The organism is Candidatus Niyogibacteria bacterium CG10_big_fil_rev_8_21_14_0_10_46_36, from assembly GCA_002772995.1.
In the GTDB taxonomy this organism is placed as follows: Bacteria; Patescibacteriota; Minisyncoccia; order 1-14-0-10-42-19; family 1-14-0-10-42-19; genus 1-14-0-10-46-36.
Genome location: PFCO01000003.1, coordinates 18,454 through 40,065, shown reverse-complemented (window position 1 = coordinate 40,065; position 21,612 = coordinate 18,454). Strand labels below are relative to the sequence as shown.

Below are 21,612 nucleotides of genomic sequence, written 5' to 3'. Positions count from 1 at the left end.
CAAGCTTCCGGAGCTTAGGCTGAGTCTCTTCCACTATAATGCTCTTCATTTTCTCTATTGCGCCCCGCAAAGAAGCGGCTACTTCGGTTGCTTTTTCTTCTGCAATATTTCCATCAAGAAGATAGGCGCACTCATAAAGAATATGCTCAGCTTGCTGGGCATCCTTTTCCTCTGTTTTTACTGTTTTTACAGCCTCTGCCATATTAGTATAGAGTAGCGGAAATAGGGAAAAAGTCAATGATTTATACTCTGAATTCTATAACATCTCCGTCTTGTACCACATATTTTTTGCCCTCAGTGCGTAAAAGGCCCTTTTCGCGTGCCTTGGCGTACGAGCCCGCTTCCAGTAGCTCTTTGTAGCCGATAACTTCAGCGCGGATGAATTTTTGCTCAAAATCGGAGTGTATTGCGCGTCCTGCGCGCGGAGCCGAGGAGTGCCGTGGTATGGGCCATGCGCGGGATTCGTCTTCGCCAGTAGTAAAAAATGTAATAAGATCAAGCGCCTCATACGCTGCCTTTATGAGCGAGTCTATTTCTGAAAGGGACCGCGCTTCTTCATCATTAGCATCTTGTATCTCCTCCTCTAATTTTAAGTTGAGGGATACCACATTTTTAAAATTATATTCTTCCGGTGAAAAGGGGAGCGTGTACGCATCCTCTTTTGTATTCAGTAATAAAATAAATGTTTTTGCGGTAAGGAGATTTAGGTCCTTTATTTTTTCGCGTATCTCTTCGGATGCGTGTGACGCAAAAATGCCGTTGCTTAGCAGTACACTCATTTCTTTCAGCATTTGATGATGTAATTTTGCGTCTTTGTCATCCCCCCGCGTTAATTTTTCCGCACGCGTAAGCGCGCCTTCTACTATTTTTAGGTCTGCGAGTATGAGTTCTGTGTGAATGGTTTCTATATCATCTTTTGGGTCAACCGCGCCTGTCACATGAAGGATGTTCTCGTCTTCAAAGGCACGTACTACCTCAATTACCGCATCCACCTCCTTGATGTTGCTTAAAAACTGATTGCCGAGTCCCTCGCCTTTATGCGCGCCACGAACGAGTCCCGCAATGTCAAAAAATTCTATGGATGCCGGAACCGTTTTTTTTGATTTTGAAAACATAGAAAGCGCCTCCAGGCGTTCATCAGGCACGGCAACGACCCCCACATTCGGGTCAATGGTTGCGAACGGATAATTCGCGATATCTACTTGTTTTTTGGTGAGGGCCTTAAACAGGGTTGATTTGCCCACATTCGGAAGCCCCACGATGCCGATTTTTAGCATATACAGTGCTATGGTAAGCTAGAAAGTAATGAATATCAATCCCTCAATTTTTAAAGAATATGACATACGAGGCAGGCATCCTGACGAAATTGATATCAATGTGGCGTACCGTATCGGTGCGTCATTTGTGGAGTTTGTGAAGCGAAAACGGTGGTCAGGGCCTATCGTAGTCGGGCGTGATGCCCGGCTTTCATCTCCCGAACTACACGAAGCGTTTACGCAGGGTATACTTGACCATGGCCGCGATATTTTAGATATCGGCATTGTAAGCACGCCGCTTTTTTACTTTAGCGTAATTGAGGGGAAAGCCGCTGCGGGTGCTATGATAACCGCATCTCATAATTCCAAAGAATACAATGGATTTAAGTTCGTGGGAGAAGAAGCCATCCCCATCGGTTTTGAGGGTGGCATTGCCGCCATACGCGACATCAGCGGAGAGGAGCCGGCTCGCGGGCTTTCGCAGGGAAAGTCTACATTCCATGACTTTTCGGAAAAATATCTTGATACATTATACGATTATGGGGAGATCGCCCGGCCGGTAAAAGTGGTTGTGGATGCCTCAAACGGTTCGGCGGGGGAACTGACCCGGAAATTTCTCTCACGCGTACCTGTTGATTATAAGCCGCTTTTCTTGAGTGCTGACGGCAACTTTCCTAACCATGGTCCTGATCCGCTCCAAGAAGAATCAATACAAGCCGCATCTCAAAAGATTATTGATACTGCTTCGGAGTTTGGCGTAGTGATTGATGGTGACGGTGACCGCATAGCGTTTTTGGATCAGAACGGAAAGCGCGTCCGAAGCGATATTGTGGGCGCATTTCTTTCCGATATGGTATTACAAAAAGGAGATACTGCAGTAACGACAAAAAATGCATCAAAGGTATTTTCTGAGGTTGCCGGACGAAAAGGCGCAACGGTGGTATTTTCGCGCGTCGGGCATTCTCATGTAAAGAAGGTGATGCGCGAACATAAAGCGGCATTCGGTGTAGAGCCCTCGGGGCACATGTATTTCGGCGATTTTTATTTTTTGGATTCTGCGCTTGTGGCATTTCAGCGGGTTCTTTTTTTCTTTGCAAGGCAGGACAAAAAATTCAGCGAATTGATGAAGCAGTACGCGGTGTATCCGAATTCGGGAGAGATTAACTTTTCCGTAACAGATAGGCTCCAAAGCATTGCGCTCCTGCGGAACGCATACGCAGACGGCACGCAAGACGATTTTGACGGACTCACGGTAGAATACCCCGAATGGCGTTTTAATGTGCGCCCATCCCACACAGAACCATTGTTGCGGTTAGTGGTGGAGGCGCATACAAAAGAGCTTCTCGCGGAGAAACAAAAGGAGTTGGAAGATAAAATAAAAAACATTCCGGCGTAGCCGGAATGTTTTTTAGATGTAGAATCCCATTTTTTCTTTTGCTTCGAGTAGTTTCTTTTCGGCTATTGCCGAGGCATTCCGTGCGCCTTCACGGAGAATATGTTCCAGCTCTTTCTTGTTTTCCATGAGCGCCTGATAGCGTTCCTGGATGGGTGTTAGTTCTTGTATGATAATGTCCGCAAGGTCTTGTTTGAAGTCAGCGTACCCTTTTCCTTTATATTGTTCTCCTATTTTATTGAAGGCCGCGCCCGTAAGTGCTCGATGTATGGAGATAAGGTTTGATATCGCGGGACGCTTCTGCTTGTCGTAGGAGACTTCGTTCCCCGAATCAGTAACTGCATTTTTTATTTTTTGGCGTATTTCATCCGGAGCATCCAGCATGCTGATATAACTTTTCGGGCTATCTGCAGATTTTGACATTTTCTTTGCCGGGTCAAGCAGACTCATGATGCGTGCCGCATGTTCCTGCACCAATGCTTGGGGAATAACGAATGTTTCTCCGTATTTGTTATTAAAACGCTGTGCGAGCATTCGAGTCAGTTCTATGTGCTGAGTTTGGTCTTCACCGACAGGCACTGCGTGCGTGCCATACAAGAGAATGTCCGCTGCCATAAGCGTGGGGTAATTCAGAAGCCCCGCAAGTATGCCTGTTTCTTTTGTTTGGGCTTGTGTTTTGTCTTTAAATTGCGTCATCCGCTCAAGCTCTCCGATAGGTGTGATAGTGTTCAATATCCATGCAAGCTCGGTGTGTGCGGGCACATGCGACTGAATAAATATGTTTGCAATTTTTGGGTTGATGCCCGATGCAATATAGAGAGCCGCTACCGATAGCGTGTTTTCGTAGAGTTGTTCAGGCTCTTGCGGCACGGTAATCGCATGCTGGTCTACGACGCAAAAAAACGCTTCGTGCTGGAGCTGGAGCTCGGTAAATTGCTTGATGGCGCCTAAGTAGTTTCCGATATGGATGACGCCTGACGGTTGTATGCCGCTGAATATCCGTTTTTTCCCTTCTTCTGCCATATTCTTATTATACTTGTTTACACTTCTATGACCACCGGCAATACCATGGGCCGTCTTTCTGTCTTCTGAAAGAGATACTTTCCAAGCCGGTCGCGAACATTATCTTTGACCCATGTCCAATTCACTGGATGCATGTTCTGTGTTGCGTCTTCAATCACTTTTTTGGTGAGTTGGCGCGTTTGGAATAAAAGATCTTTTGATTCCCGAAGATAAATAAACCCGCGCGAAATAATATCGGGGGAGCCGCGTACTTTTCCGGTTTGGCTGTCTACTACTGCAATAATGACGAATATACCGTCTTCGGCAAGCGCCTGGCGGTCGCGTAGTACTACTTCGCCGACATCTCCCACACCAAGCCCGTCAACCATAACAAGGTTTGCCGGTACTGTTTCTTTAGTGACAGCAATGCTGTCATTGGTTACCTCAATTACCTGGCCGTTATCTGCGATTGCTATGTTTTTTGCGGGGATGCCCATTTCTTCGCCAAGACGCCCATGCTGTACGAGCATTGAATATTGGCCGTGCACAGGCATCAGCATTTTCGGACGCAGGAGTTTTAACATCATGCGCAAATCGTCTCGCTGGCCGTGTCCTCCCGCATGAATGTCCATCATGCGGTAATGGAAGACATCTGCGCCTTGGCGGAAAATAGTATCCTTGAGCGCTTGGACCATCCGTTCGTTTCCCGGGATGACTGACGACGAAAAGATAACCGTATCTCCTTTTTTGAGGTGGACAAAACGGTGTTCGCGGTTCGCGATACGCATAAGTCCCGCATTTTCTTCGCCTTGGGCGCCGGTCGTAATAACAGTTATTTTATTGTCCGGATAATTATCTAATTCTTTTGACTGGATAATTGTTCCTTTTTGTACTTTGAGATATCCTAATTTTTGTGAAATTTCTGCATTTGTACGCATGCTATATCCTTCAAGCGCAACCTTACGGCCGTATTTTTCTGATATCTGGATAATTTGCTGGACCCGGTTAATAAGCGACCCGAATGTTGCCGCAATCACTTTGCCCTTTGCCTGTACAAATATTTCATCAATGTTCGTATGAATCGAGCTTTCTGATATTGAATGGCCTTCTTCTTCAGCGCCGGTGCTGTCTCCTAAAAGAAGCAACACCCCCTCGTCTCCGAAACGCTTGAACTTTTCGAGGTCTGCCGGCTGGTCATTTACCGGTGCTTCGTCGATTTTAAAGTCCGATGTGCAAATAACCGTTCCTACCGGAGTTTTGATGCGGAGCCCCAAATCGTCGGGAATATTGTGGTTTACGCTGAAGAATTCCACCTCAAAACTCCCAAGCTTAATAGTGTCGCCGTTCTTTACTTCTTCAAAATCAAGCTTTTTAAGATGGCGAAAATCATCTTGGCGTTTTACTGTTATTGCCTTAGTAAGAGGCGCGCCGTAAAAGGTAGGGTATCCCATTCGCTCGACAAGATAGGGGATTGCGCCAATGTGGTCATAGTGCCCATGCGTCATGAGTACGCCCAAAATATTTTGTTTTTTATCTTTGAGGTAGTCTACATTCGGGATAATGTAATCAATGCCCGGCATATTTTCTTCGGGCATCCGGAACCCTACATCAATGACTACTATTTCTTCCTTATATTCAAGGAGTGTCATATTCCGGCCGACTTCTCCGAGCCCTCCGAGCGCAATGATGCGAAGTGCGTCAGGGTGCCTTTTTGGCGCGGGGTGCCGGGACGGCACATGTCCTGTTGCAGAGTGCTGTCGCATTGGGCTGCGGTAGGTTTTTTTCTGAGTGCGTCTATGCGAAGTACGCCCCGCAGAAGATTTGCGCGGAGATCGTTTTTGTGTATGTGATTTTTTCTGAGAATGAATCATAAATAATAATAATGCTAATAATAGTATGTGCCGGAGGAGAGATTTGAACTCTCACGGGCTTGCGCCCACAGCGCCCTGAACGCTGCGTGTCTGCCAGTTCCACCACTCCGGCTACAATGCCTCTAAAAAGGAGAAGAAATTATCTTTTTTGTGCGCAGATACCACGAATATACATTTGTGTAGCGCTCTGCAGGTATGGTTATGCTTTGCGTGTCAAAACCTTTGAGCTGTTTATCGACAACATATAGGTAAAAGGGTGAGTACAGAAATGTTGCTGCGTGGTCGGAAATAACTTCTTTTTGAAATTCTATATATTTTTCTTTCCGTTCTGCTTCATCTGAAATTTTACGGGCATCCTCAAGGAGCGAGTCTACAGTGCTGTTCGTGTATAGCGCAATATTCAGCCCCGGATCATTTCGTTGAGAAGAATGCCAAAATGCGAATGGGTCAGGGTCGCGCCCCACAACTTCTCCGAATAAAAGCGCCTCATATTCACGCGGTCGTATTACATTCTGGTTCAAGTCGCTTAACTCAAACATTTTTACATCTACCTGGATGCCGAGCTCTTGCCACATGGTCTGCAGGAGACGAGCGGTTTCAGTCAGGTCAGAAACATTTGATGTTGAAAGACTAAAGCGAAGCGTTTCCCCGTCTTTATTGGTAAGAAGGCCCGTTTCTTCGTCTTTTGCCCATCCATTTTGTTTTAGCAGCTGGAGAGCGTCTTCTGCGGAAGATGTAGAAACAATATCTTGTTCAAGTTCCGTGTTGATGGCGCTGAATGTCCCTGGAGGGATAGGACCGACAAGCGCTTTTGCATAGCCATTCAACACCTCGGACACTATCTTGTCCTTATCTACTGCTCGTTCGAGCGCCTCGCGTACACCCTCTTTAGAAAATGCGCTTACTTTATTCTGGTTAAAGAAGACGCCGAATACGCGGGGGAGAGTAAGTTCGTGCAGTGATGCGTTTCGCTGGATGCTTTCCATCTGCTTTGGGGAGATGCCGGCAATTCCATCTATTTCTTTTGTTTCAAAGCTCGAGATGAGTGCGCGTTCTGATGGATAGAACACAAACTCAAATTGTGATATATACGGCTCTTGTTGCGCGTAATTCTTGAACGCCTCGAAGATGAATTTTGTTACAATGCCTGATGAATTGCGTTCCATTTTTTTTACTTCATACGGCCCTGACCCAATCGGTTCCAGATTAAATTTTGAAAGACTGATTTGTTCGGGCGGGATGCTGTTCCAGATATGTTTTGGCAGTATGCCAAGCGTTGCGTTTTCCAGGAACGGCGCGTACGGCTGGTCTAAGAGGAATTGTATTTCATGCTCATGCATTACCACTGGCGTAACGCCTTCCCAGCTTGCCCGTACCGGACTTTTGAGTATCGGATTTTTTGCGAGCATAACAGTGAAAGCGACATCTTCGGCAGTGAGTGCCGTGCCATCGTGCCACACAAGGCCATCTTTCAGCACAAATGTATAGGACAAGCCGTCTTCCGAAATAGTATAGTGGTCAGCAAGATCGTTCATAAGCCGTCCTTTGCCGTCCGGGCGAAGCAGTCCTGAATACACAAGCGCTACAAGATCGCGATCCGTGTCTGATGCTGCCAGTATCGGATTGACCAAATGAGGAAGTCCGACAATTCCTTCTTTCCAGGTACCTCCTTGAGCGGGTACTTCGCGCGAAAGCGCATTGTTTATTTGCCATACAAGCGTTATGCTTGCTGCGATGAATACGACAAAAAACGCAAAGAAGAGCGTTCGTTCTTTTTTTGAAAAACGGCGCAGAATTACCTGTATCTCGAGCTTCGATGGCAAATCAAACCGCCGTCCGAATAATGAGAATAATTTTTTCACAATAGAGAATCTAGTGTGCTAAAAAAGCAGTTGCAAAATTGCTGTTCCAAAGAAAAGTATTGCGAGCACGATAGTTGAGCGGTACAGTGTTTTTTCGAAGCCCCGCTTTGTGTGATACGCACTGCTTTCACCGCCAAAAGCCGCACCAAGACCGGTGCCGCGCTGTTGGAGCAAAATTGCAGTTACCAGAAGTACGGATATTACTACCTGAAGATATGGTAAGAGGGTCATTAATACTTGCATTTTCCTTAGTATAGCATACGCGCTCCCGGTGTCAACCTGGGTGTATAATAGATATTTTCTCTGTTCCCCGATATTATACATATATGAGAGGGAAAAAATTCGTGCACTTTATAGGCGTTGGGGGTATAGGCATGAGCGCGCTTGCGCAGTGGTATGTCCATGAGGGGTGGCAGGTGTCAGGAAGCGACGAAGCGGATTCGCCTATTGTGCAGATGCTCCGCAAAAAGGAGGTTCGTATAACGGTTGGGGAACATAGCGCAAAGCATCTTCCTTTGCGTGCCGAGCGGGTAATTTTCAGCCAGGCAGTTGTTACGAGAGGAAAACACACAAACCCTGAAGTACGGGCGGCAAAAAGACGCGGCATCACACTCTTGAGTTACCCGCAGGCGCTCGGTGCGTTGACGCGGGATAAATACACTATCGCCATATGCGGAACGCATGGGAAAAGCACGACAACAGGACTTGTGGGCGCTTTGCTTACGGAAGCAGGCCTTGACCCAACGGTCATTGTCGGAGCAACGGTTTCAGAGTTTGGGAACACGAATTTTCGGTACGGCGGTTCCCGCTATCTTGTGATAGAAGCAGATGAGTATAAGGGGTCATTTTTGGAGTACGACCCCGACATCATTATATGGACAAGTATCGAGTGGGAACATATCGATTACTTTAAGACATTCGCCGAAACACGCGCGCATTTCCGCGCATTTCTTTCGCGCATTCATCCGAAAGGGCATATTATCGCAAATAAGGACGACACAGGGATTCGCGCCATAACAAAACACATAAAGCGCGTTGTGTATTATTCCTTTTCTCAAAAGCGTGCTTTGAAGAACATCCAAAAGCATATCCGGCTGTTCGGCCGGCATAATGTATCCAATGTGCTTGGTGTGTATGAGCTTTCAAAAATCATCGGTATTCCAAGTCAGGTCTTTTATGCCGTATTGCGGAGGTTTTCCGGTGTGGGACGAAGAATGGAGTATAAGGGCGTATTGCATGGGGCGCTCGTGTATGATGATTACGGACATCATCCGACCGAAGTTAAAGCAACACTTAACGGTGTACGCGCAAGATTTGAAAAACGATTGCGCAAGGGTGCATTATGGTGTGTGTATCAGCCGCACCAATATCAGCGTACAAAATATTTGTTCCGCGATTTTGCGCGCGCATTTACAGATGCCGATTGTGTTTTGTTGGTGGATGTATATAGTGTTGCGGGGCGGGAAAAAGCATCCATGAAAAAGGGTGTAGGTTCAAAACAGCTCGCCGAAGCTGTTATACGCAAAAAAACACCGGCAATATACACTCCGGTAATAAAAGACGCCGCACATCTCTTGGGAAAAGCCGTGCGGAAGCATGATGTAGTAGTTGTTATGGGTGCGGGAGACATTTGGAAGATATGGGGATATCTTAAATTGTAAAAAAAATACAAAACAGCATTTTTATCATATGCAAAGAATCATGGACATCGGCATTATTTTTTGGTATTACGGACTTACATAGATTTGATCTTTTACAATACAGAAGAGGTGAATATGTATGGCGAATACAGATATACAGCTTTCTGATTTCGGTATTTCGGAGACGCGCGGGTTTTTGCCTGATGAGGATCCGATACGGAACCTCGATGTATATTGCTTGGGAAATGCGGACCGTACATGGGTACGGCGCTACGAAAAAATAGCCTACCATCTGCCCAAGCTGCTTGTCGCTGGGAAGGCCCGCGAATATATTGAGCGGGAATCCGACTACTTTTTAGAGCATCAACTTGCACATAATTCTGATTTTGATATTGCGGAAACATTTGATGGGAACACGCATCTTCTTGAAACGGCAATGCGTTTTCTTTCTTTTGTGGGGAATGCGTATGTCTGGCAGGACGCGGAGTGGAATGAAAGCTTTGCGGCACCTGAAAGCGTCCCGGAGGGTTTTGCGCGGCTTTGGTATCAGATTGCACATGCTCTGGGACGGCATCCGTCGCTCGGATATCCGTCTTACGCGCTTCATAATTGGTACCGGCTAGATCCGGAAGGCCCCATAGCGCTTGGCAATATTGCGCTACTCCAAAACTTTTTAGGCGGGCTTGATGAAGAATGGTTTATTCTTCCGCATGTGGAAATAGAGATGCATGCGGGTCTTATCCCCAAAGCATCGCTCGAAATACTCCGTGCAGCCGGAAGTGAGGAGGCGGTCATACGAGAGCTTCAGATTATCGTATGCGCTGAAGAAAAAATGCTCGAAACGCTCAAGCGTGTACCCGAACGATGCGATCCGACATTTGTGTATTACAACAGAGTGCGCCCGTACATTCACGGATGGAAGAACAATCCGGCGCTTCCCAAAGGATTGATGTACCCCGGCGTGGAGGCATACGGTGGTACACCGCAGCAATTCCGCGGTGAAACGGGCGCGCAAAGCTCCATCGTTCCGTTGCTTGATGCAATATTAGGAGTCGAGCATGAAGATAATTACTTAAAACAATTTCTTTTAGAAATGCGCGACTATATGCCGGTAGGCCATCGGGCGTTTATAGAAATGGTCGAGCGGAACGCTTCGTTGCTCCAATTTGTGGAAGCGCGCAAAGAAAAAACGCCGTATATGTTCGAATTATACGAACGCTGCAGACAGAAGCTTGAGGAATTTCGCTCCTTGCATCTTGAATATGCGCATCGTTACATTTTTTCACATCAACAGAAACATGCGGCAAACCCCACTCAGGTAGGAACCGGCGGTACGCCATTTGCCCCATATCTCAAAAAACATAGAGATGAAACGCGGATGAAATAACATCCGTAAAACCGCATCAGTATGATGCGGTTTTTTGTATGGAGAAAAAATAGTATGATGAAACAATGAAAGCAATTGTGCGTACCGATGCCGCATACCCGGCGCTTTTGAAAGAAACGGCAAAGCCGCCGGAAACGCTTTTTGTGCGCGGACAAAGTTTTTATAATCAAAATCCAGACGCGCCTATTGTTGCGATAGTCGGCACGCGCCGGCCTACGGCATACGGAAGAGAAATAGCATTTACCCTAGCGCGCGACTTGGCGCTTCGGGGTGCTGTTATTGTAAGCGGGCTTGCCCTCGGCATTGATGCAGCGGCTCATAGGGGTGCGCTTGAGGGCGGGGGCGTTACCTGGGCAGTGCTCGGTTCCGGTATTGAGAATATACAGCCTACATATAATAGAAAGCTTGCGGAAGACATATTGAAGGGGAATGGTTCTATTATCTCCGAATACCCGGGAACGACAGCTGCTGCAGCCTGGACATTCCCCGCGCGAAACCGCATTATTGCCGGACTTTCTCACGCGGTCATTATTGTAGAAGCGGCAATGCGTTCAGGCTCCTTGATTACTGCGCGTCTTGCACTTGAAGCGAATAGAGAAGTTGGTGCTGTTCCTGGAGAAGTTTCCTCCGTTCAGTCGATTGGAACACATGCGCTTTTGCGCGAAGGCGCGGCACTTATACGAGATGCGCATGATGTCTTGGAGCTTGTCGGAAGAGAAGTTCCTCAGGAAGAAAAAGTTGACAAATTTGATGGTATTGCACAGAATATCTTACATTCTTTGAATGCGCCGAAAACTATCAATGAAATTGCGTTCACACTTAAGTATGATATTGGTTTTTTGCAGGAACACCTTACCTCTCTTGAGATGGAAGGAGCGGTAGAGAACAGAGGAGGCGTATTCTATAAAACAATATAGTTATGAAATTAGTTATTGTTGAGAGTCCGACTAAATCAAAAACCATAAGCCGTTTTTTAGGAAAAGGATACACCGTTGAATCGTCATACGGGCATATTCGTGATTTGCCGTCATATAAATTAGGCGTTGATGTAGAGAATAATTTTGAACCGCAGTATGTCATCCCGCGTAAGGTTCAGCCGGTAGTAAAAAAATTAAAAGCTCTTTTGAAAAAAGCAGATACGGTTATTCTGGCAACTGATGAAGACCGTGAAGGGGAGGCCATTGCGTGGCATTTACTGTATGCAATGGGCATCAAGAGCGACAAGGAAAAAAAGCAGACAAAAAAAGAAAAGGAGCTCAAAATAGAGCGTATTGTTTTCCACGAAATCACTAAAAAGGCGATTCAGGAAGCGCTTTCGCATCCGCGCGACATTAACGCAGACTTAATAGCAGCTCAGCAGGCGCGCCGCGTGCTTGACCGGCTTGTGGGGTATAAGCTCTCCCCGTTCTTATGGAAAAAAATAGCCCGGGGACTTTCTGCGGGCCGCGTGCAATCAGTTGCATTGCGTCTTGTTGTTGAGCGGGAAGAAGAAATAAAGAAATTCAATCCGCAAAAGTTCTGGACCATCGCCGCGCGCGTGCAAAAGAAAGGATGTACCAGCGAATCTGGCGAGCAATGCGCGGCATTTGATTCGCAGCTATATGCGATAGACGGCGTAACCATCGAAAAACCGGGTATCACCGAAAAACAGATTGCTGAAGAAGCGATTGCGTCTATTGATCAGGCATCGTTCCGTATCATCCAGGTAGAAAAGAGAAAGCGTATACAGCGGCCCTCGCCCCCGTTCACTACGGCTACACTGCAGCAGGCGGCCTGGTCGCGGCTGCGGTTTTCCGCGAAAAAAACCATGCTTATTGCGCAGCAATTGTATGAAGGAGTTGAGCTCACCAAAGGGGGAGCAGTCGGTCTCATCACATACATGCGCACCGATTCATTGAATATCGCCGAAGAAGCGCTTCATGCGGTGCGCGGCCATATCAAAGATGCATATGGCGATTCGTATGTTCCGGAAGCGCCCCGTGAGTTCAAAAAGAAAGCAAAGGGCGCCCAAGAAGCGCATGAAGCAATACGCCCGGTTGACGTCACATTGCTTCCTGATGCTATAAAGAACAATCTAACAAGCGATCAGTATCGGTTGTACTCGCTCATCTGGAGGCGGTTTGTTGCAAGCCAGATGAATGATGCGGAATTTGAACAGACGACATTCGTTATTGACGCGGGTGCGCATAACAAAAAAACCTACCAGTTCCGCACAACAGGAAGCATTCTCCGCTTTGACGGCTTTTTGAAGGTCTCTCCGATGAAGAAAGAGGATACGCTGTTGCCGGTGCTTCAGGAGAACGACACGCTTGCGGTGTTGAGTATGCAGTCGGAAGATCACGAGACGCAGCCACCTCCGCGTTATACCGAAGCGTCGCTCATTAAGGCACTTGAAAAATTCGGCATCGGGCGCCCGTCAACGTATGCGCCAACCATGTCTACCATCCAGGACAGGCATTATGTTGTCCGGAATGATCAAAAACAATTTGAGCCGACCGAGATCGGTGAAAAAGTGAACGCTCTTTTGGTAGAGCACTTCCCGCAGATTGTTGATATTGAATTCACTGCTGATATGGAGCAGAAATTGGACGAAGTTGCTGAGGGAGAAAAAGAGTGGCGCGGCCTTATAAAAGATTTTTATGAGCCGTTTGCGAAGGTGCTTGAAGAAAAATACGAGACAGTTGCAAAAGAGGACATGACCGAAACGATTGATGAGATGTGCCCGGAGTGCGGCAAGCAGCTCATGATACGCCACGGGCGTTTCGGTAAATTCATATCATGCTCCGGTTTTCCGGACTGCAAGTTTACAAAGGCATTACCTCCTGAGCCGCTCGGCATCAAATGTCCTAAATGCAAAGACGGCGATGTCGTTGAGCGCCGCACGCGCAAGCGCCGTGTTTTTTACGGATGTTCGCGCTACCCCGATTGTGATTTTGCGGTATGGCAAAGACCGACAGGCACCCTCTGCCCTGAGTGCGGACAGGCGCTCGTACAGCTTAAAAGCGGGATTAAATGTTCTAATAAGGAGTGCTCATACAAAGAGGAGCATCCCGATTCCGAGGATTCCGTATGACCTGGGATGAATACAAGGAAAAACTTCCGCATAATGAATTTGAAATAAAAGACCTCAAGCTCCTTGAGGATGCTTTTTTGTTTGCCGAAGGTGCGCATAAAAACCAAAAACGCCACTCCGGCGAACAGTATATACTGCATCCTATTGCGGTGTCGCTCAAAGTTGCGTCTATCGGCATGGATGTGCGTACGGTTGCAGCTGCATTGCTGCATGACACCATTGAAGACAAAGGTGCGGCACTCAAAGACATACAAAAAAAATTCGGCACGGACATAGCATTTTTAGTGGACGGCGTAACTAAGGTGGATAAGATTAAGTACCATGGCGTTGAGCGTACTGTTGAGTCAATGCGCAAAATGTTTCTTGCGGTTGCTCAAGACATACGCGTAGTTATCATTAAGCTGTGCGACCGGCTGCATAACATGGAAACGCTCGAATCGCTTCCGTTTCCGGAAAAGCGTTTGCGTATCGCGAAAGAGACGCTTGAGATATACGCGTCGCTCGCTGACCGGTTGGGAATGGGAGAGATGAAAGCGCAGCTTGAGGATATGGCGTTCCGGTATGTGTACTCCGAAGAGTATGCGTGGGTTGCCGGAGAAGTAAAAAAACGCCTGCCGCAGAGAGAAATATATTTAGCCCGCGTCATTCCTATCGTGAAAAAAGAAATCGCACGCGAAGGTATCCGTGCAGTAGAGATTAATGCCCGTGCGAAGCATTATTATAGCTTATGGAAAAAACTCCAGCGGTATGACATGGACTGGGATCGTATTTTTGACCTTGTTGCGGTCCGTATCATTATTAAAGACATCCAGGATGCATACGCGGTACTCGGGGTAATACACAAGCATTGGAAGCCCCTTCCGGGGCGCATTAAAGATTATATTGCGCTTCCAAAGCCAAACGGATATCAGTCGCTCCATACGACTGTATTTTGCATAGATGGGCAAATCGTTGAGTTTCAGATACGGACCGAAGACATGCACCGGGAAGCAGAGCTTGGAATTGCTGCGCATTGGGCATGGGAGCATGCGGGGAAACCGAAAGAAGGCTCGGAAGTGGATGCTAAGCTCGCGTGGGTCCGTCAGCTTCAGGAATGGCAGGGGACATTCCAGAAAAACAATCCGGACTCAGAAACATTTTTGGAATCTCTTAAGATTGATTTTTTCAAGGACAGAATCTTCGTATTAACGCCGAAAGGGGATGTTATTGATCTTCCGGAGGGCGCAACACCAATTGATTTTGCATATCATATCCATTCGGAGGTCGGAGATCATGCGGTCGGCGCAAAAGTAGAAGGGAAAATGGTTCCGTTTGATTATGAGCTGCAATCAGGCACGGTGGTAGAAATCCTCACGCGCAAAAACCAGCATCCGTCGCGTGAGTGGCTTGATTTTGTAAAAACATCTCTCGCGCGCAACCACATCAGGCGGTTCGTGCGTGGCCAGACAGAAGCAACTCTGGGTAAGCCCATGCTGTCTGAGGTTGATATTACCGTAGAAGACCGGGTCGGCATTTTAAAAGATGTATCTGCGGCGATTGCTGCCGCCGGTGTAAGCATCAAAGATATAGAAAGCCATGTCGGACGGAATTCGCCGTATACATCAATCCGCGTGAGTTTTGTTCCTCAAAATAAGGATGAGATGCAAAAAATCCGTACGCGCATAAAACGCGTACGGGGAGTGCAGGCAGTGAAAATAGTAGAAAAATCGAAATCGGGGAAAAAATAAAAAATGCACGGAAGCGTGCATTTTTTATACGGTGAAATTTTTGAGGTCTTCGTCGTTTGCTTTGCTTTGGTTTGGGTCTCTTTCATCTTCGGATTGCGTGTCAGGGGGAGGTTCTGGAGAGGGGGTGCCCGCATGTTCTTTCTCGAGCTCTTCAAACGGGTCGGGGCGTTCCTCGGGAGTGGTCAGACCCGTTGGGATATCTTGCTGCGAAACCTTCGCAAGAAGAGTTTGCAGGTCTTCGGAAGAGAAGAAGTCAATCGCAATGCGTCCGCCGGTGCCTTTGCGCTCTATGGACACCCGGGTACCGAGTGCGTTTGAAAGGATGTGTTCAAGTTCGCGTGTGTTTGCGTCAGGGATATCGTCTTTTTTGCGTGCGCGGTCGTATGCTACGCGGCGCGCAAGTTTTTCCGTGTCCCGCACGCTTAATTGTTTGAGAATTATCTCCTGCAGCATCCGCTCTTGCGCTTCGGGACGGTCTGAGAGCATTAAGAGTGGCCGCGTGTGGCCCTCGTGTATCTTTCCCTGGAGGAGCGCATCTTTGATGTAATCAGGGAGGCCTAAGATGCGGATGCTGTTTGCTATAAATTCTCGGGACTTTCCTATGCGGCTCGCAATTTCTTTTTGCGAAAGATCAAATGCGTCCATGAGCTGTTTGAATGCCTTTGCGCGGTCAATGGCGTTCAGATCCTCGCGTTGGACGTTTTCTATGAGTGCGAGCTCAAGCTTTACCTGCTCGGGCGTGTCTTGCCGTATGATAACGGGCACTTGTAAAATGCCTGCGAGGCGTGCTGCACGCAAGCGGCGCTCTCCCGCTATTAACTCGTATTCCACCTGGGTGCCGGTAGGGACTTCGCGCTCTTTCCGGATAACAACAAGCGGTTGCAAAATGCCGTATGCGCGGATAGAGTCGGCAAGCTCTTTGAGCTTGAACTCATTAAACTCATGCCGTGGTTGATGCGGGTTCGGGACTATTTTATTTGTTTCTACGAGGAATACGCTGTTTGATTGCTGTGGTTGCATGTATGTAGAATACCAAATCATTTCTTCGTTGCGCAAGGAGAATATTTCCGTTATAATTTTTACGAATTGCCTGAGTGGCGGAACTGGCATACGCGCACGACTCAAAATCGTGTGGAGCAATCCTTGTGGGTTCGACTCCCACCTCAGGCACACATCTAATATAAACATAGTTGGGAGTCGAAGCCGACCCGAGCGCCATTGGTTCAAGCGAGGGCGGCGGGCTTCGGAGGAGTCCCGCTTCATGCGGGGCGGGGAAGGACTCCCACCTCAGGCACACATCTAGTATGAAATCTGCCCAATAAAATCTTTCTTGTCAGGAGGATTTTTTTTGTGTATAGTGATGGCGGTTATATTTCAATACATTAACAATATGCATTTTTAGGGGAGACGGGTTATGCATATACTATCGGATGACAAGGTACGCAATCATCCTGATTTTGATAATCATGTTATGGTTATCCATATCACGAGAGAACGGTTCGGTCTTGAGGGAATTATTGCGATTCATGATGTGACATTCGGAGACGGAACGGGCGGGACGCGCTTTTGGCCGTATCTCACTATGCACGACGCGTTAAGCGATGTATTGCCGCTTTCGCGGGACATGACATACAAATCGGTTATTGCCGGCGTTCCTTGGGGGGGAGCAAAGGCAGTACTGATAGGCAATCCGGAAAAAGATAAAACGGATGACTTGGTGCGCGCATATGCGTATTGCGTAGACAAGCTTCGCGGGATGTTCAATACCGGAGAAGATATGAATTTCCATGTGTCCGACATAGACACTATGGCAGAGATAACTACGCATGTATTCGGGCGTTCCGTAAGACGGCACAAAGACGGCGTTGTCGGCGGAGGCGATCCGTCGCTCAGCACGAAGCACGGAGTACTCTGCGGCATACAGGTGGTACTTGAATTTTTGTATGGGGATAGAAGTTTTAGCGGAAGGTCATTTTGTGTGCAAGGGGTCGGCGCTACGGGACTTCCCATAGCAAAAGCATTAGCTGAAGGGGGAGGCACGGTTTTTATTTCGGATATGAAGCCCGAAGCGGTAGAGCGCGCGATGAAAGAAATATCCGGGCAAGTAGTTGCTATTCCTTCGGATGCCGCCCACCAGATGGCCTGTGATGTGTTCGTGCCGTGTGCGGGCGGAGGCATTATCAACAAGCATTCGGTGGATGAGTTTGATTGCCGGGCAATTGCGGGGTCTGCAAACTGCATATTTACAAAATCAACCACGCAGTACGCCGATTACTTGCATCATACCCGCAACATTCTTGTCGCGCCTGCGTATGTTATTAACGGCGGCGGTCTCATTCATATTTATCATGAAAAGATCGGGTTTAACGCTGAAGCGGTGCTGCAGGATGTAGAAAAGATAGGCGGCCGGCTGACGCATATTTTCAGGCAAAGCATGCTTACTGGCAGGTCCCCGTATCAAATATCTGATGAGATAGTAGAGCGGAAGCTCCATGACGAAGAAAGCAAACACCTAAAAATAGGAACATAAAACACAAAAAGCCTCTTACCCAGAGGCTTTTTATTTATGTGTGACAAAAATAAACGGCTCACACGCTCGTGTGAGCCGTTTAAAACCATTGACAAATAATGATTTTTCTGTATAATACAGAGGATATTACGCTCTTTGACAGGCTGTAAAACAGCATATATAGGTATCTGTTTCGTAGTAACAGGATGCGAAAGCATCATTGATAAGAGATAAAAATCCAGATGAGGAGGTGCCCGATGGCACAAAAGAAAATAACAGACTTGAGAGACCTTGGTAAGGAGCTGGAATCTGCAGAGATTAGCGTTCCTGCCAAGACAGAGGCGCCTGCGAAAGAAACAAAAGAAACGCAGGCAGAAGTCCCGGAAACGCAAGGACAATCATCTCAAAAAGCAGAGGGCATGAACGACTTCTTGCTTTTAAGCACTATCGCGAAAAAGGCTACACAAGAAGAAGATGTTCAGGAAAGCCGCGAACATTTTAACGAGATGGCAAAGGATGCTGGCGTCAGCCGGAACGAGGGAGTAGCGTATTACGCGGGCGTATATGATACGCTTGCGGTGCTGAAGGAAAAAGCAGAGGCCGAACGGAAAAAGATAGACGGTCTCGTGTCGGATCCCACAAACGCTCCTCTTGTTGAGGCGGGCAGAAAGCGCATCGCAGATGTAGAGCAGAATATTTACGAACTCGAACGCATACGGAAAACAGTCGAAGAAAACGAGTTTCTCCGTGAAGAAGTCATGATGCGCCGCGATCTGTATGTAAAGGTGCAGAACACATGTTCGCGTCTCGAAGACCCTTCTTTTGAGAAGACGGTTCCTGTGCATGTACGCATGCGGTCATTACGCGGCGTATTGCAGGGACTGCGCGGTATAAAAACGCCGGCGCTTGTGTATGTTGCGGACGCGCCTGCAGAAAACGCTATCCGCGCGAGCGCAAAAGAATTTTTTGTTCCCGCGGATGTCACAAAAGAAGACCAGAAGATCAAGAGCGCATACGAGATGCTCCAGGAGTACGCTTTGCGCGTGGGAGAGCTTAATGAAAAAGAGCTCGCTCTGCGCGTAAAAGAAGCCGGGAGTTTTCTTCTTCCGAAGGATATACTTTCCGGCGAATTTGAGCTTGTCACTAAAAGGCGGGGCGAAGAATTCTCGCTGAGTATAGAAAAAGTATCTTTTAAAAAAGACAGACTCGGCGCGTTGCTTTCAGGAAACGCTGTTCCGGTAGGGAACGCACTTTTCGTATGCGACATCAGGTCCGAAAAGCGTATCAGGGACGGTGAAACTATTCCCGATTACACTTGGGGGCGCATGCTCCTCTGTGTTTCGCCGTCAGGCGATGAAGTATGCGTTGACATACTCGGTATCGTGCCTCACGAAGACCCGTATTATATGAATCTTGATATTGTCGCCGCGGGAAAAATATTCAAGCGGCGTAAAGAAAAAGATTCATACGAATGGGAAACCGGCACGCTTTCCTTCTTTATAAAAAAGGGGAATGTGGGCTCGGTGCGGCATTATTATGTCCGTGAGTCGCTCAAGTACGCTGCTCGTTATCACGAAGAAAAGGAGCAGGCGCGCAAAGAACGGAGGCAGGAAACGGAACAGTTCAAGGAGCGGTTGCAGGATTTTTCCGATGTGTCTTCTCTTGAGCGCCCCGTAACCTTCCTGGAATTAAGCCAGGGGAAAGTTGGCATACTGCCGTTTAGGAATCCGTCATGGAAGCCGAAGGGCGTTACAGGACATATCGTTTCGGATGGAGAGTTTGTAGAATACCGTACTCCTACCGGACGCGATGACCGAAAAGAGCTCCGTCTCATGATGCTTCCCGAACCGGGGAAGAAGATGCGTCTGCGGAAGTTTATATCCGATCGTATGGTGCAGCGGCTGATGCAAAAGAACACTCTTGAAAAAGATATCTACCGCGCGCGCAAGGAAAACAAGCTTGCCCGGGATTTCGGCGATGTAAAACGCGTTGAAGAGGTCTTTACCGATGCATCTGCGAAGCCAGCCGAGTCCGCGTACTTTACATGCGTCAAACAGCTCGGCAGGAATTGGGCGGAGTTTGTGGTGTATTACAATGCCGCAAACGGAACGATGTCGTTTGTAAAGGCGATGAACCGGTTTTCGCGAAGACGCGTAACCGAACGGCGCTTAGGCGTAGTCATGAAAAAAGAGATGTCTCTGGAGGCACTTCCTCCCAAGACGCGCTCTTTTTTACGGGATGCGTATATGTTTTCCCGACATCTGGAAGACGCCGGATCGGTTCCCGTTTGGTTTCAGTCGCAGACTAAGGATGAAACGCCGGACACCGAAGACATCGCTGAAACAAACATATCTGCACCGCCGGCGCCACCAGACAACGAACATGTTCTTGCCGGGAAAACAGAGACTCCGTTGTCAGGGTGTTCTGAACTTTCGAAATCCGAAGTTGCAAAGCTTGCAGCGGCCGGTATTACCACTTTTGAGGAGTTTCTCGGGACATCCGCAGAAACACTCAAGGGCATTAAAGGGGTTGGTCCGAAGACGCTTGAAAAGTTTGAAGCGCTTCAGACGGCCCGCAAGTAACATGCAGTACCGATACCTATGCTATGCAAAGAGCAAAACCCCTCATCCGAGCAATCGGGTGGGGGGTTGATTTTTTAATAATGCATGGTATAATAGCATAAAATTCTTAAGTCCTGCATTAGTAGAGCGGGCGAGGAGGCAGTAGATTGAAAAATGAGAATCAATTCGAGTACATGCTTGAAGTAGACGGCGGGATGGTTCCGGTAGTGTTCCATATCGGCGTGCACGGTGAAGAATTAGCTTCGCTCCTTCTTTTGTATAAGTACGGAACGAAAGCGTTTCTGGAGGAATATGCAGATTCCGACGGACGCCTCTATATAGGGACGGGCGGCGGAAAGCTTGATGAGCATGCGAATCCGGCAGAAGGGATTCTTACGGCAAAAGATGAGTCTTCGCTTATGCTTGTAGTAAAAGCGCTCGGGCTTGATCTTGATAAGATGTCCACGATAAAAAATATCGTGCAGTACATGTCGTATGTTGATGGGCATGCGCGCGACCTTTCGCGAGGTCTTGCGAATATGATAAAGAAAATGCACCGCAAATATCCGGATGATCCGAGAGGAGTTATTCAGTGGGCGTTGCAGGCGTTTCTTATCAAATTCCATGACAGCGAGTGTTCGTATGACATGCATAATGCAGACGACATAAACGCGCTTATCGGGTCGTTTGAATTTAATCACATCCTAAGCGTTGGGAGAAAAGCCGGCATGGATGTTGATGAGTTTGAACGAAAGGGTGTTGCCGCTGAAGAGTACTCCGCAAAGGAATTGTTTGGACAGGCGCGCGAAGAATATGCGAAGAAAGCAAAACGGATGCCGGTCTATGTTCCTGTGTTCAATAAGGACGGAACACGCGCCTTAGATGACAAAGGAAAGCCAAAATCTGCAAAGCGTCCGTTTGCAGTCATCCATTCTGATAATCTTGCGCTACCAAAATATTCGCGCTCCAACGAAGCACGCGCTGCAGATACGCATGCATCGGTCCTTGCGGTTATCCGTTCAAGCGGCCATAAGTCAGTGTTTACTGATGCGCGGTATAAGTTTTCGTTACGGAAGGTGGTCGCTGAATTGCGGAACGCAACGCTCCGGAAGAAGGGTTTGCCTGAGCTCGCATACGGCAACCCGTTGCTGTACGCGGAGGGTCATATAGAGGGCGTCCCTGAATTTTTTTATTCCGTTCAGGATAGCGACGCCATCTATAACTGGACCGAAACGCATCCGAACAATCCGGTGACCGAATTGTCGGATGACGAGTTTATACGGATTGTAAAAAACAACATTATGTTCAGAGCATAATACAAGAAAGGCCCC

15 protein-coding genes and 2 tRNA genes are annotated in these 21,612 nt (G+C 47.7%); 10 read left to right on the top strand and 7 right to left on the bottom strand.

Annotated features, from left to right (window positions below; translation table 11 throughout):
* Positions 1-242: 242 nt before the first annotated feature.
* Positions 243-1,277: a redox-regulated ATPase YchF gene (locus COU47_01245; protein PIR69697.1), complete on the bottom strand. Its 1,035-nt coding sequence runs from the start codon at positions 1,275-1,277 to the stop codon at positions 243-245.
* Positions 1,278-1,305: 28 nt separating this feature from the next.
* On the opposite strand from COU47_01245, the gene manB reads away from it, so the two are divergent.
* Complete coding sequence (gene manB / locus COU47_01240; protein PIR69696.1) at positions 1,306-2,652, top strand: phosphomannomutase/phosphoglucomutase; 1,347 nt, start codon at positions 1,306-1,308, stop codon at positions 2,650-2,652.
* 12 nt (positions 2,653-2,664) lie between these two features.
* Here manB and trpS read toward each other — a convergent pair whose 3' ends face one another.
* The 5 genes from trpS to secG all read right to left on the bottom strand — a co-directional run bounded on the left by trpS (position 2,665) and on the right by secG (position 7,615).
* Positions 2,665-3,672 (bottom strand): tryptophan--tRNA ligase, encoded by a 1,008-nt coding sequence (trpS, locus tag COU47_01235; GenBank protein ID PIR69695.1) that lies wholly within the window; start codon positions 3,670-3,672, stop codon positions 2,665-2,667.
* A gap of 17 nt (positions 3,673-3,689) precedes the next feature.
* The gene (locus tag COU47_01230) at positions 3,690-5,522 is read right to left on the bottom strand and encodes a ribonuclease J (GenBank protein PIR69694.1); all 1,833 of its coding nucleotides are present in this window, start codon (positions 5,520-5,522) and stop codon (positions 3,690-3,692) included.
* Between the two features lie 28 nt (positions 5,523-5,550).
* A tRNA-Leu gene (locus tag COU47_01225) sits at positions 5,551-5,634 on the bottom strand.
* A gap of 10 nt (positions 5,635-5,644) precedes the next feature.
* Positions 5,645-7,384, bottom strand: coding sequence for a hypothetical protein (locus COU47_01220; GenBank protein ID PIR69693.1), 1,740 nt, complete (start codon positions 7,382-7,384; stop codon positions 5,645-5,647).
* 18 nt (positions 7,385-7,402) lie between these two features.
* Positions 7,403-7,615 (bottom strand): preprotein translocase subunit SecG, encoded by a 213-nt coding sequence (gene secG / locus COU47_01215; GenBank protein ID PIR69797.1) that lies wholly within the window; start codon positions 7,613-7,615, stop codon positions 7,403-7,405.
* A 95-nt stretch (positions 7,616-7,710) separates the two neighbouring features.
* On the opposite strand from secG, the gene murC reads away from it, so the two are divergent.
* From murC to COU47_01190, 5 genes are all read left to right on the top strand, one after another.
* A complete protein-coding gene (gene murC / locus COU47_01210; GenBank protein PIR69692.1) occupies positions 7,711-9,045 on the top strand; it encodes a UDP-N-acetylmuramate--L-alanine ligase in 1,335 nt (444 codons plus the stop codon).
* Between the two features lie 154 nt (positions 9,046-9,199).
* Positions 9,200-10,411, top strand: coding sequence for a hypothetical protein (locus COU47_01205; protein PIR69796.1), 1,212 nt, complete (start codon positions 9,200-9,202; stop codon positions 10,409-10,411).
* A gap of 65 nt (positions 10,412-10,476) precedes the next feature.
* Entirely contained in the window at positions 10,477-11,328 is an 852-nt protein-coding gene (gene dprA, locus COU47_01200) for a DNA-protecting protein DprA (GenBank protein PIR69691.1), read from the top strand.
* A 2-nt stretch (positions 11,329-11,330) separates the two neighbouring features.
* A complete protein-coding gene (locus tag COU47_01195; GenBank protein ID PIR69690.1) occupies positions 11,331-13,484 on the top strand; it encodes a type I DNA topoisomerase in 2,154 nt (717 codons plus the stop codon).
* Complete coding sequence (locus COU47_01190) at positions 13,481-15,211, top strand: hypothetical protein (protein ID PIR69689.1); 1,731 nt, start codon at positions 13,481-13,483, stop codon at positions 15,209-15,211. Before COU47_01195 ends, COU47_01190 begins: the two co-directional genes overlap by 4 nt.
* Before the next feature lie 24 nt (positions 15,212-15,235).
* On the opposite strand, the gene COU47_01185 is transcribed toward COU47_01190, so the two are convergent.
* Positions 15,236-16,321 carry a hypothetical protein gene (locus tag COU47_01185; protein PIR69688.1) on the bottom strand — a complete coding sequence of 362 codons (1,086 nt, stop codon included), beginning with the start codon at positions 16,319-16,321 and terminating at the stop codon, positions 15,236-15,238.
* Between COU47_01185 and COU47_01180 the strand changes: the two genes are divergently transcribed.
* The 4 genes from COU47_01180 (at position 16,300) to COU47_01165 (ending at position 21,597) form a co-directional block, all read left to right on the top strand.
* Positions 16,300-16,381: transfer RNA gene (locus COU47_01180), tRNA-Leu, on the top strand. The genes COU47_01185 and COU47_01180 overlap by 22 nt on opposite strands.
* Positions 16,382-16,625: 244 nt before the next feature.
* The gene (locus tag COU47_01175; protein PIR69687.1) at positions 16,626-17,741 is read left to right on the top strand and encodes a hypothetical protein; all 1,116 of its coding nucleotides are present in this window, start codon (positions 16,626-16,628) and stop codon (positions 17,739-17,741) included.
* Between the two features lie 236 nt (positions 17,742-17,977).
* The gene (locus COU47_01170) at positions 17,978-20,302 is read left to right on the top strand and encodes a hypothetical protein (protein ID PIR69686.1); all 2,325 of its coding nucleotides are present in this window, start codon (positions 17,978-17,980) and stop codon (positions 20,300-20,302) included.
* 146 nt (positions 20,303-20,448) lie between these two features.
* Positions 20,449-21,597 carry a hypothetical protein gene (locus COU47_01165; GenBank protein ID PIR69685.1) on the top strand — a complete coding sequence of 383 codons (1,149 nt, stop codon included), beginning with the start codon at positions 20,449-20,451 and terminating at the stop codon, positions 21,595-21,597.
* The last annotated feature ends 15 nt before the right edge of the window (positions 21,598-21,612 follow it).